The sequence below is a fragment of the Opitutia bacterium KCR 482 genome (assembly GCA_029269845.2).
Taxonomy (GTDB): Bacteria; Verrucomicrobiota; Verrucomicrobiia; order Opitutales; family Intestinicryptomonadaceae; genus Merdousia.
In genome coordinates this window covers 147,628-161,736 of sequence record CP149973.1, presented here as the reverse complement: position 1 = coordinate 161,736, position 14,109 = coordinate 147,628, and the positions used below count along the sequence as shown (strand labels likewise).

Annotated in this window: 11 protein-coding genes and 1 tRNA gene; 9 read left to right on the top strand and 3 right to left on the bottom strand. The window is 55.7% G+C overall.

All coding sequences use genetic code 11. The features are described 5' to 3' along the window. Positions 1 to 109 precede the first annotated feature (109 nt). From P3B99_000680 to nrdG, 7 genes are all read left to right on the top strand, one after another. Positions 110 to 982: a UbiA-like polyprenyltransferase gene (locus P3B99_000680; protein WYJ07644.1), complete on the top strand. Its 873-nt coding sequence runs from the start codon at positions 110 to 112 to the stop codon at positions 980 to 982. Next, entirely contained in the window at positions 975 to 1,571 is a 597-nt protein-coding gene (locus tag P3B99_000675; GenBank protein WYJ07643.1) for a UbiX family flavin prenyltransferase, read from the top strand. Before P3B99_000680 ends, P3B99_000675 begins: the two co-directional genes overlap by 8 nt. Further along, complete coding sequence (locus P3B99_000670) at positions 1,568 to 3,343, top strand: menaquinone biosynthesis decarboxylase (protein WYJ07642.1); 1,776 nt, start codon at positions 1,568 to 1,570, stop codon at positions 3,341 to 3,343. The genes P3B99_000675 and P3B99_000670 overlap by 4 nt, the downstream gene beginning before the upstream one ends. 52 nt (positions 3,344 to 3,395) lie before the next feature. Further along, positions 3,396 to 3,983: a hypothetical protein gene (locus tag P3B99_000665; GenBank protein WYJ07641.1), complete on the top strand. Its 588-nt coding sequence runs from the start codon at positions 3,396 to 3,398 to the stop codon at positions 3,981 to 3,983. After that, positions 3,983 to 4,648, top strand: a complete 666-nt coding sequence (gene thiE / locus P3B99_000660) for a thiamine phosphate synthase (GenBank protein WYJ07640.1) — start codon at positions 3,983 to 3,985, stop codon at positions 4,646 to 4,648. Before P3B99_000665 ends, thiE begins: the two co-directional genes overlap by 1 nt. 385 nt (positions 4,649 to 5,033) lie before the next feature. Then, positions 5,034 to 7,211: an anaerobic ribonucleoside-triphosphate reductase gene (nrdD, locus tag P3B99_000655; GenBank protein ID WYJ07639.1), complete on the top strand. Its 2,178-nt coding sequence runs from the start codon at positions 5,034 to 5,036 to the stop codon at positions 7,209 to 7,211. Between the two features lie 24 nt (positions 7,212 to 7,235). Further along, the gene (nrdG, locus tag P3B99_000650) at positions 7,236 to 7,769 is read left to right on the top strand and encodes an anaerobic ribonucleoside-triphosphate reductase activating protein (GenBank protein ID WYJ07638.1); all 534 of its coding nucleotides are present in this window, start codon (positions 7,236 to 7,238) and stop codon (positions 7,767 to 7,769) included. A 99-nt stretch (positions 7,770 to 7,868) separates the two neighbouring features. Here the strand turns inward: nrdG and P3B99_000645 are convergent, their stop codons facing one another. After that, a complete protein-coding gene (locus tag P3B99_000645; protein ID WYJ07637.1) occupies positions 7,869 to 10,190 on the bottom strand; it encodes a cation:proton antiporter in 2,322 nt (773 codons plus the stop codon). 111 nt (positions 10,191 to 10,301) lie between these two features. Then, positions 10,302 to 11,123 (bottom strand): archaeosortase/exosortase family protein, encoded by an 822-nt coding sequence (locus P3B99_000640; GenBank protein ID WYJ07636.1) that lies wholly within the window; start codon positions 11,121 to 11,123, stop codon positions 10,302 to 10,304. A gap of 153 nt (positions 11,124 to 11,276) precedes the next feature. Here P3B99_000640 and P3B99_000635 point away from each other — a divergent pair. Continuing rightward, a tRNA-Glu gene (locus P3B99_000635) sits at positions 11,277 to 11,348 on the top strand. Between the two features lie 64 nt (positions 11,349 to 11,412). After that, complete coding sequence (locus tag P3B99_000630; protein WYJ07635.1) at positions 11,413 to 12,813, top strand: glycosyl hydrolase family 28 protein; 1,401 nt, start codon at positions 11,413 to 11,415, stop codon at positions 12,811 to 12,813. Between the two features lie 273 nt (positions 12,814 to 13,086). On the opposite strand, the gene P3B99_000625 is transcribed toward P3B99_000630, so the two are convergent. Beyond that, complete coding sequence (locus tag P3B99_000625) at positions 13,087 to 14,064, bottom strand: glycoside hydrolase family 16 protein (protein ID WYJ07634.1); 978 nt, start codon at positions 14,062 to 14,064, stop codon at positions 13,087 to 13,089. Positions 14,065 to 14,109 lie beyond the last annotated feature (45 nt).

Below are 14,109 nucleotides of genomic sequence, written 5' to 3'. Positions count from 1 at the left end.
CTCCGGCACTCCTCTCCTCCGCGAATTGCGGGCGGCTCGGCGGCGGCTTCGGGCGGACGTCCGCCACTTTTGGTTTGCGATTTTTTCCGAAAACGCAAAGATGGATACAATGAATTTCTTTAAATCCGCAAAGATTTACGCCGAAATGATAAAGCTCGGGCACACTCTGTTCGCGCTTCCGTTCGCGCTTTCGGCGTTGTGTTTGGCGCATTTGGCGGGCTTCGGCTTCGGGGCGGGCAAAATATTTTGGACGGTCGTTGCGTTCGCGGCGGCGAGGTCGGCGACGATGGGCTTCAACAGAATCGCAGACCGAAAGTTCGACATTCTCAACCCGCGCACCGCAAACCGCCCCACCGCCACGGGCGAAATCTCCGTGCGAGACGCCGCGGTTTTTACGGCGATTTCGGTAGCGGTCTTTTCGCTTTCCGCGGCGATGATAAACCGGCTGTGCTTTTGGCTGTCGTTCCCCGCGCTCGTCGTGCTGCTGGGGTACTCGTACGCAAAACGCTTCACCTGCGCGGCGCACTACATCTTGGGGGCCGCGCTCGCGCTCGCGCCGATAGGCGCGTGGATTGCGGCGACGGACTCCCTCGACCCGCGCATTCTGGCTCTCGGCTTCGCCCTGTTTTTCAACATTTCCGCATTCGACCTCATCTACGCCTTGCAGGACGAAAAGTTCGACATCGCCCACAACCTGCATTCCGTGCCCGCGAGGTTCGGGCGCAAAAACACGCTCCGCATTGCGTCGGTTTCGTTCGCGGCGGCGGCGGCGTGCCTTGCGGCGACGGGCGTTCTCTTCGGATTGAACTGGGTTTACTACGCATGCGTTGCGGCAATCGCCGCCATGTATGCCTACGGAATCTACGCGATTACGAAATTCGGCGAGGCTAAAACCCAGCTCGTTTTCTTCTACGAAAGCGTTTCGATTTCCGCGCTGATTTTCGCGGGAACGCTTTCCAACATAATTTTTCGACATGGATAGCGCACAAAAAAAACGCGCGGTCGTGGCGATTACGGGGGCTTCGGGCGCGACAATCGGGATACGGACTGCGGCGATGCTCGTCCGCGCCGCCGCCGAAGTATACTGCATTGTAAGCGACGCCGCCGCGGAAATCATACCCGACGAAATCGACGGCGCGTCCGACGCCGCCGCAGCTCTCGAACGGCTCGGAGTGTCCGCTCGGACGGTAAAATTTTTCGACGAGTGCAATTTCCGCGCGCCTCCCGCGAGCGGCTCGTTTTTATTCGACGCAATGGCAATCGCGCCGTGCTCGATGAAAACCCTCGGAAAGCTCGCGTGCGGAATCGCCGACAACCTGATTGTACGCGCGGCGGAAGTCGCCTTGAAGGAACGCCGCAGGCTGGTTGTCTGCCCGCGCGAGACGCCGCTTGCGCTCTCGCATATCCGCAACATGGAAACGCTTTTTCTTGCGGGGGCTACGGTGCTTCCGCCGTGCGTGTCGTTCTACGGAAAACCGAAAACCGCCGACGACATCGCCGACACAATCGCCGCGCGAATCGTGCAGGCGATGGGCTTCAAACAAACGTTCATAAGGGAGTGGGGACTGTGAAAAAATCCTACAAAAACATATCCGAATTTATCGACATGCTCGACGCGGCGGGGGAACTCGTGCGCATAAAAGACGAGGTTTCGCCGATTGTTGAAATCTCGAAATACGCCGACGCCGAATCGAAAAAGCCCGACGGCGGCAAGGCTCTGCTTTTCGAAAACGTGGTGGACAACGGCAGAAAGTCCTTCCCCGTAGCGGTCAACCTTTTCGGCAGCGACAGGCGCATGTCGGCGGCTCTCGGAATCGAAAGGCTCGCCGACGCGGGTCGAGAAATCGCCGAGCTTACGGAGGCAAACCCGCCGAAATCCTTTGCCGACTTTTGGGACTTGGCAAAAAAGACGCTCCCGCTCGCCCGCATTCTGCCCAGGAAATTCCGAGGCTGCCCGCCGTGTCAGGAGGTCGTAAAAACGGGCAAAGACATCGACCTTTCCGAAATCCCCGTGCTGAAATGCTGGCCGCACGACGGCGGCAGATTCATCACCCTTCCGCTCGTTTTCACGAAGTCGCCCGACGGCAAAAAGCGGAATCTGGGCATGTACCGACTGCAAGTCTACGACGCCGACACTACGGGCATGCACTGGCATGTCCACAAAGACGGCTCGCACTTTTTCAAAGAGTACGCAAAAGCGAAAAAACGCATGCCCGTGGCGGTCGCAATCGGAGCCGACCCCGCCACAATCTACGCGGCGACAGCCCCCATGCCGCGCGGAATAGACGAGCTTCTTCTGGCGGGCTTCTTCCGCAAAAAAGGCGTGCCGATGGCAAAGTGCATCTCGGTGGACATGGAAGTTCCCGCCGACGCCGAGTTCGTTCTCGAAGGCTATGTGGACTGCGACGAGCGGCGGCTCGAAGGCCCGTTCGGAGACCACACGGGCTACTACTCCCTCGCCGACATGTATCCCGTCTTCCACCTCACGGCAATCACCCGAAAGGAAAAGCCCATTTACTGCGCAACGCTCGTCGGCCCGCCGCCAATGGAAGACTGCTACATGGCAAAAGCCACGGAGCGCGTTTTCCTGCCGCTGCTGAAAACCGTCATGCCCGAAATCAAAGAATATTTCCTGCCGTGGGAGGGGGTTTTCCACAACATCGCGGTAGTCTCCATTGAAAAGGAATTCCCCGCGCACGCGCAGAAACTGGCGTCGGGGCTGTGGGGACAGGGGCAGATGAGCTTCTGCAAATCGCTCACGGTGGTTGACGAAAGCGTGGACCCGTCCGACCTGCGGGCGGTCTGGCGCAAATTCGTGGAAAGCTTCGACCCGAAGTCGGACGCTATGATTTCAAGCGGAGTTCTCGACGCGCTCGACCACTCCGCGCCAAACCCGCTTCACGGCGCGAAAATCGCAATCGACCTCACCGAAAGAACCGACGGCGAAGCCCCCCGAAGCGTGAAAAAACTTTCGCCCGCCGACGAATCGTCAGTCGCGAAAATCGGGGCGTACCTGAAAGCCGAACTTCCGCAGTTCGACAGGCTCTGCGCGCGCGATTTCTTCTGCGCGGTCGCGGTGAAAAAGGGAGAGTCTCGCGGGAGAGACATTTTGGAGAAGCTCAAACACGCGCCCGACCTCGCCGAACATTTCAAGGTCGCCGCCATTTTCGACCCGGAAGTCGATATTTCCGACAACTCGAAAATTCTCTGGAAAATCTTTAACAATACCGACCCGTCGCGCGATATAATATTCGGCGAGCCCTGCCTGCTCGACGCCTGCAAAAAGAACGCCGCCGACGGGCACACGCGCGAGTGGCCCGACGACCTCTCCTTCGACAAATAAACTTGAAAAAAAACGATTCCGACTCTTAAATAACCGTAATTAAGGAATAAAAATGGACAATATCGACGCCTACATCAAAACCGCGGGAGAATGGATTGAAAACGCAATCAAACTGGTGAAAACCGCATGGGAACAACCCTACGCGCCCGAAATGCTCGGCGGCGCGCTCGCGGCGTTCGTCCTGCTTGTGCTCTACCGCAAAATCAAGAATTTCCGCAAGCCGATTAGGCTTTTCGACAACCGCGCGGGGGTCGTCGAAGTTTCGCGCAAGGCTCTCGACGAGCTTGTGCAAAGCGTCTGTTATAGCCTCGGCGCGCTCAACCGCCCCGACGTCTCAATCTACACAAAGCGCGGCAAACTCTGCATGAACGTCGCCCTAAAACTCGAATCCGGACAGAAGCTCACCGACGCCACAAGCGAAATCCAGTCGGCGTTGACTTCCGCTTTCCGCGAACACTTGGGCGTGGAAAAGCTCGGCAGAATAGACGTGCGCGTGACGGGCTTCAAAGGGCTAATCTACAAGCCCGCAACAAAATTCCTGCCCCCCGCCCCCGACATCAAAGACGACGACGTCCTGTCTGTTTCCGACACCGTTTTCAATTCGGGCGAAGACATCAAAAAAGACGAATCGGACAATTAATGGCAGAGCTTTCCGACCAACTGAGGAACGCGACTTTTTACGGAATCCTCGACACGGGCTACGTCGCGCGGGAAAACATTTTCGAAAAATGCCGCCAACTGCTGGCGTCGGGCGCGAAAATCGTCCAACTGAGGGCAAAAAAGGAGAGCGAGGCGGAAAAGCGCGAACTTGCGCTTGAAATCCTCCCGCTTTTCAAGACCGCAAACGCCCCGTTTTTCATTATTAACGACTCCCCCGAACTCGCCGCCGAAATCTGCCGGCTCATTCCCAACGCGGGTCTGCACGTCGGGCAGGACGACATGCCCCCGCGCGAAGCCCGCAAACTCATAGGCAAAAACCGCGTTCTCGGACTTTCAACCCACTCGCCCGAACAGGCGGACGCCGCCGACGAACTGCGCGTCATTCTCGACTATTTCGCGGTGGGCCCCGTCTACGCCACAAACACAAAGCCGGGGCGCAAACCCGTCGGGCTTGGGCTTGTGGAATACGTTGCGGGCAAAAAATCCTTTCTGCCGTGGTTTGCAATCGGCGGCGTGAACAAAAAAACGGCGCGGGCGGTAAGGTCGGCGGGCGCGGAACGCATTGTGGCAGTCTCCGACGTTTTGGTCGCGCCCGACACCGAAATTGCGGTAAAAGAGCTGGTCGCCGAGTTCCTCGGACCATAGCATTTTCGGGCGTCCGCGCGGGCGCAAATGCGTCCCAAAACCCCGCCGTTTTTCAAAAAGCGGGCGGAAGTAAATTCGACTGCGGAGTTTGCGCTTTCGGCGTAAAAAAAACGCCGCTTTCGGATAATGTAAAGCCGTTCAAATAAAAGCAAATAATAGGCGGATATTCAAAGCATTGCAAAAAACTTAAAAAAATCGCTTGCGTGTGTTCCCTATTTGCTTTGAATGGACTTCAAAAAATACGGGAATCGAAAAAAAACGCGTCGAACGCGCCGAAAAAATTTCCGACAAAGCGGGCTTTTGCCGAACGGAAAACACCCATTGAACCCCGCGCGCAAAAACGCGCGGACACAACCGACAAGCTACCAACCAACAAGGAATAAAAATGAAAATCTTAAAGAGAAGCGGCGCGGAGGCCGTGTTCGACGTCAACAAAATCGTAAACGCCATCACAAAGGCGAACCAGACGGTAGACTTCAACTCGGCGCTCACATCGGAACAAATCAGGGAAATTGCAGACTTCATCGAAGGCATCGCAGCCGCCCGAGACAGAGCCTTGACCGTCGAGGAAATTCAGGACATCGTGGAAACGCGCATTATGAAGGCGGGCGCGTTCGAAGTGGCGAAAAAATACATCACCTACCGCTACGTCCGCAGTCTCGTCCGCCGCTCCAACAGCACCGACGAGCGCATTCTCACGCTCATCGAATGCAACAACGAGGACATCAAGCAGGAGAACTCCAACAAGAACCCCACCATCAACAGCGTACAGCGCGACTACATGGCGGGCGAAGTCTCCAAGGACATCGCGTCGAGAATCCTTCTGCCGCAGGATATCGTCGAAGCGCACAATTCGGGGATTATCCACTTCCACGACATGGACTACTTTGCGCAGCACATGCACAACTGCGACCTCGTGAACCTCGAAGACATGCTCCAAAACGGCACGGTAATTTCGGGCACGATGATTGACAGGCCGCGCAGTTTTTCGACGGCGTGCAATATCGCAACGCAGATTATCGCGCAGGTGGCAAGCAACCAGTACGGCGGGCAGAGCATTACGCTCACGCACCTTGCGCCGTTTGTGGAAGTCTCGCGCGAAAGAATCCGAAAGGAGCTTGAAGAGGAGTTCGCGGAAACGGGTGCAAAAGTTTCGGAAAAGCACCTTTCGAAAATTCTCGAACAGCGCGTGCGCGAGGAAGTTGCGCGCGGCGTGCAGACAATCCAGTATCAGGTTGTAACACTGATGACAACAAACGGACAGGCGCCGTTTGTGACGGTCTTCATGTACCTCGGCGAAGCCCGCAACGAACGCGAAAAGGCGGACTTGGCGATAATCATAGAGGAGGTTCTAAAACAGCGTTATCAGGGCGTCAAGAACGAAGCTGGCACATACATCACGCCCGCGTTCCCCAAGCTTATCTACGTTCTCGAAGAGGACAACATCAACCCCGATTCGCCCTACTACTACCTCACAGAGCTTGCGGCAAAATGCACTGCAAAACGCCTCGTGCCCGACTACATTTCGGAGAAAATCATGCTCCGCAACAAAATCGACAAGAACGGCGAGGGGCACTGCTACACCTGCATGGGCTGCCGCAGTTTCCTCACGCCCTACGTCGACGAAAACGGCAAGCCGAAATACTACGGACGCTTCAACCAGGGGGTGGTCACCGTCAACCTGCCCGACATCGGGCTTTCGGCAAAAGGCGACATGGACGCTTTCTGGCGGATTTTCGACGAACGCATGGATCTCTGCCATCGCGCGCTCCAATGCCGCCACGAACGACTCAGCGGAACGCTTTCCGACGCCGCACCTATCCTTTGGCAACACGGCGCGCTTTTGCGCCTGAAAAAGGGAGAGAAGATAGACAAGTACCTGCACGGCGGCTACTCGACGCTCTCGCTCGGCTACGCGGGGCTTTGGGAATGCGTGTTCAGCCTCATCAAAAAGAAGCTCACCGACCCCGAAGGCGAAGCCCTCGGCTTGGAAATCATGCGCAAGCTCAACGAGTACACTAAAAAGTGGAGGGAAGCCGAAAATATAGACTACTCTCTCTACGGCACGCCGCTTGAAAGCACCACATACAAATTTGCAAAGGCACTCCAACGCCGCTTCGGCGTAATCGAAGGCGTCAGCGACAAAAACTACATCACAAACAGCTACCATGTGCATGTAACCGAACCAATAGACGCGTTCGCGAAACTTTCGCTCGAATCAAAGTTCCAGACGCTTTCGCCGGGAGGGGCAATCAGCTATGTCGAAGTGCCGAACATGCAAAACAACATTCCCGCCGTACTGCTTGTCATAAGATATATCTACGACAACATCATGTATGCGGAGCTGAACACAAAGAGCGACTACTGCCAAGTCTGCGGCTTCGACGGCGAAATAGAAATCGTCAAGGACGAAGACGGCAAGCTTATCTGGCGTTGCCCCAAATGCGGCAATACCGACGAAAGCAAAATGAACGTCGCCCGCCGCACATGCGGATATATCGGCACGCAGTTCTGGAATCAGGGACGCACGCAGGAAATCCGCGAGCGCGTCCTGCACCTCTAAGGGCGCGGCGCAGGGCTTTCCGCAATGAACTACGGCGAAATTAAACCACTCGACATCGCAAACGGCGAGGGTATCAGGGTTTCGTTGTTCGTGTCGGGTTGCCGCAACCATTGCAGATGTTGCTTCAACCCGAAAACTTGGGATTTCTCCTACGGAAAGCCTTTCGACGAAAACGCGGCGGAGAAAATCCTGAAACTGCTCGAACCGCCCCATTTGACGGGGCTTTCGCTGCTCGGAGGCGAGCCGTTTGAACCCGAAAACCAACGCGCCCTTCTGCCGCTTGTAAGGCGCGTAAAAAAGGCGTTTCCGCAAAAAACGATTTGGGCGTACAGCGGCTGCGTGCTTGAACGCGACATTCTCGCGGGGCGAGCGCATTGCGAGGCGACCGACGAACTTCTTGCGAACATCGACATTTTGGTTGACGGTCCGTTTGTCGAAAGTCTCAAAGACATCTCGCTTGCGTACAGAGGCTCGTCAAACCAGCGGATAATAGACTTGAAAAAGACGCTTGCCCTCGGCGAAACAGTCCTCTGGAAAGAGCCTAAAAAGACCCCTTAGCGCAAGCCGCCGCGCGGGCGTTGCGCTCCGGCAAGCTTCCTATTTTGCGCGGCTCGCGCAGAAATCGGCAAAACGCAATCCGCGCGGGGGCGTTGCGCCCTATTCTGCAATTTCGGCAAGTTTAAGCTCGTGGGCAATGCGGTTGAACGCGGCGCTTGTGCCCATGCAAAGAAGCCTGTCGCCCGCTACAAACGCCCTGTTGGGATCGGGCTGTGTAGACTCTACGTCGCCCTCGCATAAAACGCCCATCACCTTTATTCCGAAATTCTTGGGCAAGGCAAGCTCGCGCAGATTTTTGCCGACAAGCCCCGATTTTTCCGACACTTCAAAATCGGCAAGCCGCGCCGCGCCTCCCGAATTTTCGGAAATGTCGCCGGAAATTTCCGCGGGGCGCGTGAGGATTTTCTCAGCCTCGACAAGCTGGCTTTCCGCGCCGCAGAGAATCACGATGTCGTCGGGATAAAGGCGGGTGTCGGCGGCAATGTCGTAAATCGAGAACGCGCCGCGCTTGACCGCCGCAATTTCCGCGCCCGTCCGACGCCTTACGGCAAGCTCGCCGACGGTCTTGCCCGCGGCGTCGGAAAATTCGCCGATTTCGACCTCCGAGACGCTCTTCGCCCAGTTGTGGCTTGCGCGAACGTTGTCGATTAACAGCTCGCGCTTGTTGTGCTCGGCGTTTTCAAGATGCCGCTTCAAAACCGTCGCAAACTTGCCCTCCATCGAATGCCTGAAATTCGACATCATTTTGCGGAAGAACAAAGCCATCAGCGCGACCGTCCCGCCGAAGAGCGCGAGGGCGTTGCCGATTGGCAGAAAATTGAACACAAACGCAAAGTACACCACGGCGAACGCAAGCATGATAAACGCCGAAAACACGCCGCGCAAAAGCGCGTGGAGTTTGCCGCCCGCGCCCGACGCAAGCCCGTAGTGCGCGTCCACGCCGTCGACGATTTTCGCCGCGCACGCGCTCGACGACTTCAAAATGCCCGCGAGCATCGGCACCGACAACGCCGCCGCCGCCACCCAGATTCCGAACGCAATCCAGTCGGGATACGGAGTGTCCTCGCTTTTTACGATGTCGGCAAAGTGCGCGGCAACAAACATCAACGCGCTGAACATGAGCGTGTAGACGAATATCGCGCCGATGTTCGGCAGAAACGCCGCAAGCTTCGAATTGCCCGAAGTCGATTTCGAAAGCGAGCCGACCGAACGCCTGTAAACCTCCAAAAAGTCGAGAAACTTCTTCGGCGCGACGGCATGCGCCGCCCTCATGACGCGCTCCGACTGCCCCGCCACAAGCGGGTTCAAAAACACCGTCAGGAACGACACCCCCATGGCAATCGCCATAATCGAAGAATCCATCACGCCGCTCGAAATCCCCAAGCCCGCGATGACAAAGCTGAATTCGCCGATTTGCGCCTTGTTGATTGCCGCCAAATAAGCGTCGCGGCACCTCACGCCGCCGAGCACTATTCCGCAGAAGCACGCGAGAGTCTGGAACACGATTACGCAGACGGAAATCAGGACAATCGGCAACCAGAGTTCGAGAATCAAATGCGGGTTAATCTGAGTGCCAATCGACACAAAAAACAGCGCAACGAACAGGTTTCTGAACGGGTCGGTAATGTGCTCAACCCGCCGCGAAACGTCCGAACCCGATATAATCGAACCCGCCATGAACGCGCCGAGCGAAAGCGACAAATTCGAAAGCTCGGCAAGTTCGCCCAAGCCCATAATCAGGCAGAAAATGAGCATTATCATCTCCTGCTGGTTTCCGCTGACGGCGAATTTGCGCAGCAACTTGGGAATAAACAGCTTGCCCGCAACGAAAATCGTTATCATGAAGCTTAGCAACGCGATGGTCGAGCGTAGCAGCTCCATTCCCGACGGTAGCGTGCCCGACGACAGTCCCGAAAGCACGACGAGCAAAAACACAGCAAAAATATCCTCTATAATGAGAATGCCTATCGCGATTTGCGCGTACAGCTTGGAGAGGTCGCGCTTTTGGGTGAAAATTTCGACGATTACGATTGTCGAGCTCATCGCCAGCACGCCGCCCAAAAACACGCCGTCGATTTTCGAAAGCCCCATCAGCCCCGCCGCAATCATGCCGAGCACGCCCATCGCTCCGATTTGGAACGCGATGCCCAAGACGCTCGGCGCAAAAACCTTTTTCAGGCGTTCGAGGTTGAACTCCATGCCGACAAAAAACATCATGAACATCACGCCGAGTTCGCCGAGTTCTGCGATGTCGCCCGCGGAGGAAATCAGCCCGCTGACGGGCGCAAGCAGAATGCCTACGATTATGAACCCCAGCAGCAGCGGGAGTTTCAGCATCGAAAAGATGCGCATCGAAACCGTCGCCGAAACTACGATTATCGCCAAGTCTTTCAATAAAAGGGTCGAGGAATGGGAGTCCATATTTTATAAGGTTTGCGGACAAAGCTCCGATTATTTGTCGGCGGAAATATCAATACAACAAGGCGCAAATATCAACAAATATTTGACGCAAAAAACGCCCCTCCCCCCTTTCTACAACTTGCGCGAGAACGTCCATACGGCAAGCAGCGCGGACGCAAAAAATATGTAGCCCACGGTTTCGTGCATGAAATGGTAGTCGGAAACGAACGGCGCAAGCGAAACTATCGCGACGATTCTGAGCGAATTTACCAAATAAGCAAAAATCCCCGCAAGCGCGACCGCCCCGACGCGCTTCCAGACGGAAACGTTTTTTGCGAAAATCGCGCAGACTACCGACAAAAGCACGCAACCTGCGATTATCCCGAAGCCGTTGCATTCCGTCGCCACAAGGTAGCTTCTGCCGCCCGCCCGCAGACCTATCTGCGCCGACTCTCCGCCGTAGGAAACCAGCGCTACGGAATCGTTGAAAAGCGAGAGAATCCGCGCCGAAAGCCTGCCCGCCAGAATCCGCAGCGGCAGGTCGAACGCCCTTAGGAAAAACGAAAGCAGCACGAAGACGAAAAACGCGCCGCCGCCCGCGTAGACGTACCTGCGCCTGTCGAAACACGCAAGACCGAGGGCTACAATCGCCGCGCAAAAACCCGCAAGCGACACAATCGCCCCAGCCGCCCCGAAATATTTTGCGGAGAAAATCGCCGCGTAGCCGCCCGCAAGCCAGCAAGCCGAGTCGCCCGAAAACGCGGGCTTGTGCGGGCGTATTTTGTATTCTATTGCAAGCACCGCAAGAGCAGTCGCAAGCACTACGACCGCGTCGCGCAGCTGCCCGCTTTTCGACAGCGCAAGATACAGCCAGTACGCCGCGGGCGAAAACGCCGCCGCCGCGCACAGCCACGCAAACGAATCGAGCCACGAACTGTCTTTTTGTTTTTCCACTTTATAACAGACACAGAAAATAGCGCGTCGGAACGGCGTTCAAGTTTTTTGTGAAAATATCCGTCCGAATGCGCACCAAAATGCATTCGGCGCACAAAAACGCTTGACAAACTGCGGGAACGTCGAAGATAATACGAACTTTAAATTGAAACTGCCCCCTTCGTCTAGTGGTTAGGACTCCTGAACCTCATTCAGGCGACAACGGTTCGAATCCGTTCGGGGGTGCGTTTTATTGCCGCGCTGTTTGTTTTTGAGCGCAAAACAAAACCTTTAACGTTTGGATAGCTTTATGGCGTACGGCAAATTTATCGGGCTTTGCCTCTTTGCCTTTGCAGCGAACTCGGTTTTCGCGGCGGGCGGAATCTATAATTGCAGAAATTTCGGCGCGAAAGGCGACGGCGTTTCAATCGACACTTCGGCGATACAAAAAGCGGTTGACGCCGCGGCGAAAGACGGCGGCGGCATCGTAAGGCTCGAAGGCGGAAAATTCATTTCGGGCACGATTTACCTTAAAGACAACGTAGGTCTTGAAATCCTGCCGTCGGCAACCCTCAAAGCTACGACAGACCCTTCCGCCTACAACGCCGACGACTACTGTCCGCAAAACAGCGTCATAAAAAAGGAGCACGCGTCGGGGGCGCATTTGATTTCCGCGGTCGAAGTGAAAAACGTGTCGATTTTCGGCGGCGGCGAAATAGACGGCAGCGGGCTTGACTTCTGGTTTCAAGTCGAGGGGAACAAAGAGCTGAAATACCCGTCGAAATTCAAATACCCCAAATGGCGTCCCGCGCAAATGCTGTTTTTTTGCGAATCCGAAAACGTTTCCGTCCGCGACGTAAGGCTTTTGAACGCCCCGTTCTGGACGTCGTTTTTCCACGGCTGCAAAAACGTTTTCATCACGCGCCTGCTGATAAAAAACGACCCTCGCGGACACAACAACGATGGCATCGACATAGACTCTTGCAGCAACGTCGCAGTGAGCGACTGCATAATCCAAACGGAGGACGACGCCCTGACACTGCGGGCGGGAACGTCGCGCCTGAAAAACAAAAATGCCGCCTGCGAAGATGTGGTCGTTTCTAACTGCGTGTTGCAGTCCACCTGCAACGGCATTAGAATAGGTGTCGGCACGGGGGCAATCAGACGCTGTTCAATCAACAACGTGGTGATAAAGAAATCGTTTCAGGGCATTTCATTCATAGGCGCGTACCACTCGAACGGCGGGGTTGACATCTCCGACATCAATATTTCGAATGTATCCGTCTACGCGTCCCGACCGCTCAACATGATGTCGGACAGCTTTAACTGGGGCAAGGCGGGCGGAACTTCGTCAATCGGGAATGTGGTGTTTTCGAATTGCGTGTTTTCGGGCACAAGAACGAGCATAATTGCGGCGAACCTGCATAAAAACATTTTCGGCGTCGCTTTCAAAAACTGCGACTTCGTCATGTCGGGCGGCTCGCTGATTTGCAAAAACCCCGTCCCGATAAAGACCATGGACGACTGGCGCAAAGTAAAATGCACGTCAGACGCGCTGATTGTCCTGCACGCAAAAGACATTTCGTTCGACGCCTGCCGACTTCTGCTAAGGGGGAAAAATTCCCCATGGACAAACGCGGTTCGGACGGTCAACGTGGATAACTGCCGAATTTCGGAAACCTGCCGCTTCGGAGTACGAAAGCCGCAATAGGGGCATTCGGCGTCGCAGCTAACCTGCGTGGCACACTTCCCGCGCGGGTTGTTTTTTTCGGGAAACGTTCCTCCGCCGCTTTCGCTTTGATTTAAATGCGACGCAAAATTGCCACAAAAAAACCCGCCGTAATTTAGGCGGGTTTTGCGGGCGCGGTTTGAATTGACCGCTCCCTATTCCGTTTTCGGCAGGTCTTGCGATTGACGTTTTCTGCAATAACATTTCGACGTCGCCGAAATTACCGCGCGGAGTTTAAGCGGGGCGCGAAGTCGGCTATTGTTTGTCGGGAACTTCGTCGTAGACTCTCACGAAGTCCACTTCGAAATAGTCGGGCAAAACCGCCTTGAAGAGTTCGGGCGCGGGCTTGCCCCAAACGCGCGAGCCGGAGGAAAGCCCGCCGTCGTTGCCCTGCGCGTTTCGGTATCCGCGCGGCTCGGTCGAAACAAGAACAAACTGCTCGACGTGCGAAACGGGGCTGTTTTGCTCGCCTACTTTCTTGCCGTTTGCATAGAACGTGTAGCCTTTCGGCGACCAATCGACGCCGTAATAGCACCAGCCGTCGGCGTCCGCCTCGTACTCCCACGAAAAATGCCCGAACCACTTGCCGTCCTTGCCGTAGCCGTTCCAGCCGTTGCCGCCGACAATGCGCCCCTCCGAAACTTGCTTGTAGTTTTCCATGATGTCCGTTTCGACGCCCGAGACTTCGGGGTTCGGCGTCGAGCCAATCCCCGGCGACTGCAGCCAGAACGCCGAGTGCCAACCCGCGTTCTTGGGCTGTTTGCAGCGGATTTCATAGTAGCCGTATTTGTGCATGAAAAGCGGCTTGCGGTATTTGCCGAACGGCCAGAAGCCCTTTGAATCTTTGGGAATGTCGTAGGTGAGCGAGCCTGTCTGCAAATGCGGCGAGCAGAAGTCGTCGCCCTTGCGGAGCAGGTGTAGGCGCACGGTCTTGCCCGTCATCTCGACGCCCTCGAAATTGTGCGCGAACGCGGGGAAATCCTGCCCCCAGAACGACTCGCGGCACATCCACTTTGTCTTGTCGATTTCCGCGCCGTTGAATTCGTCGTTCCAGACGAGCTTCCACTTTTTGTTCGGCGGCAGAAGGCTCGGAGCTTCGTCGGCAAAGGGCTTGAACGGCACCTGCACGACGGGTTTGTCTTTAACGCTCACTTCCGTAAACGCCGCGAATCCGCAGAGAGGGAACGCGGCGGCGGCGAGCGTTGTGATTAAGTATTTTAGTGTGTTTTTCATATAGATTTATACTTGATATTAAAATTCATTTTAAGCAAGGAAGCG

Coding starts and splice junctions, on each gene's coding strand:
- P3B99_000680 (WYJ07644.1), top strand. CDS start 110: ATGAATTTCTTTAAATCCGCAAAGATTTACGCCGAAATGATAAAGCTC.
- P3B99_000675 (WYJ07643.1), top strand. CDS start 975: ATGGATAGCGCACAAAAAAAACGCGCGGTCGTGGCGATTACGGGGGCT.
- P3B99_000665 (WYJ07641.1), top strand. CDS start 3,396: ATGGACAATATCGACGCCTACATCAAAACCGCGGGAGAATGGATTGAA.
- thiE (WYJ07640.1), top strand. CDS start 3,983: ATGGCAGAGCTTTCCGACCAACTGAGGAACGCGACTTTTTACGGAATC.
- nrdD (WYJ07639.1), top strand. CDS start 5,034: ATGAAAATCTTAAAGAGAAGCGGCGCGGAGGCCGTGTTCGACGTCAAC.
- nrdG (WYJ07638.1), top strand. CDS start 7,236: ATGAACTACGGCGAAATTAAACCACTCGACATCGCAAACGGCGAGGGT.
- P3B99_000645 (WYJ07637.1), bottom strand. CDS start 10,190: ATGGACTCCCATTCCTCGACCCTTTTATTGAAAGACTTGGCGATAATC.
- P3B99_000630 (WYJ07635.1), top strand. CDS start 11,413: ATGGCGTACGGCAAATTTATCGGGCTTTGCCTCTTTGCCTTTGCAGCG.
- P3B99_000625 (WYJ07634.1), bottom strand. CDS start 14,064: ATGAAAAACACACTAAAATACTTAATCACAACGCTCGCCGCCGCCGCG.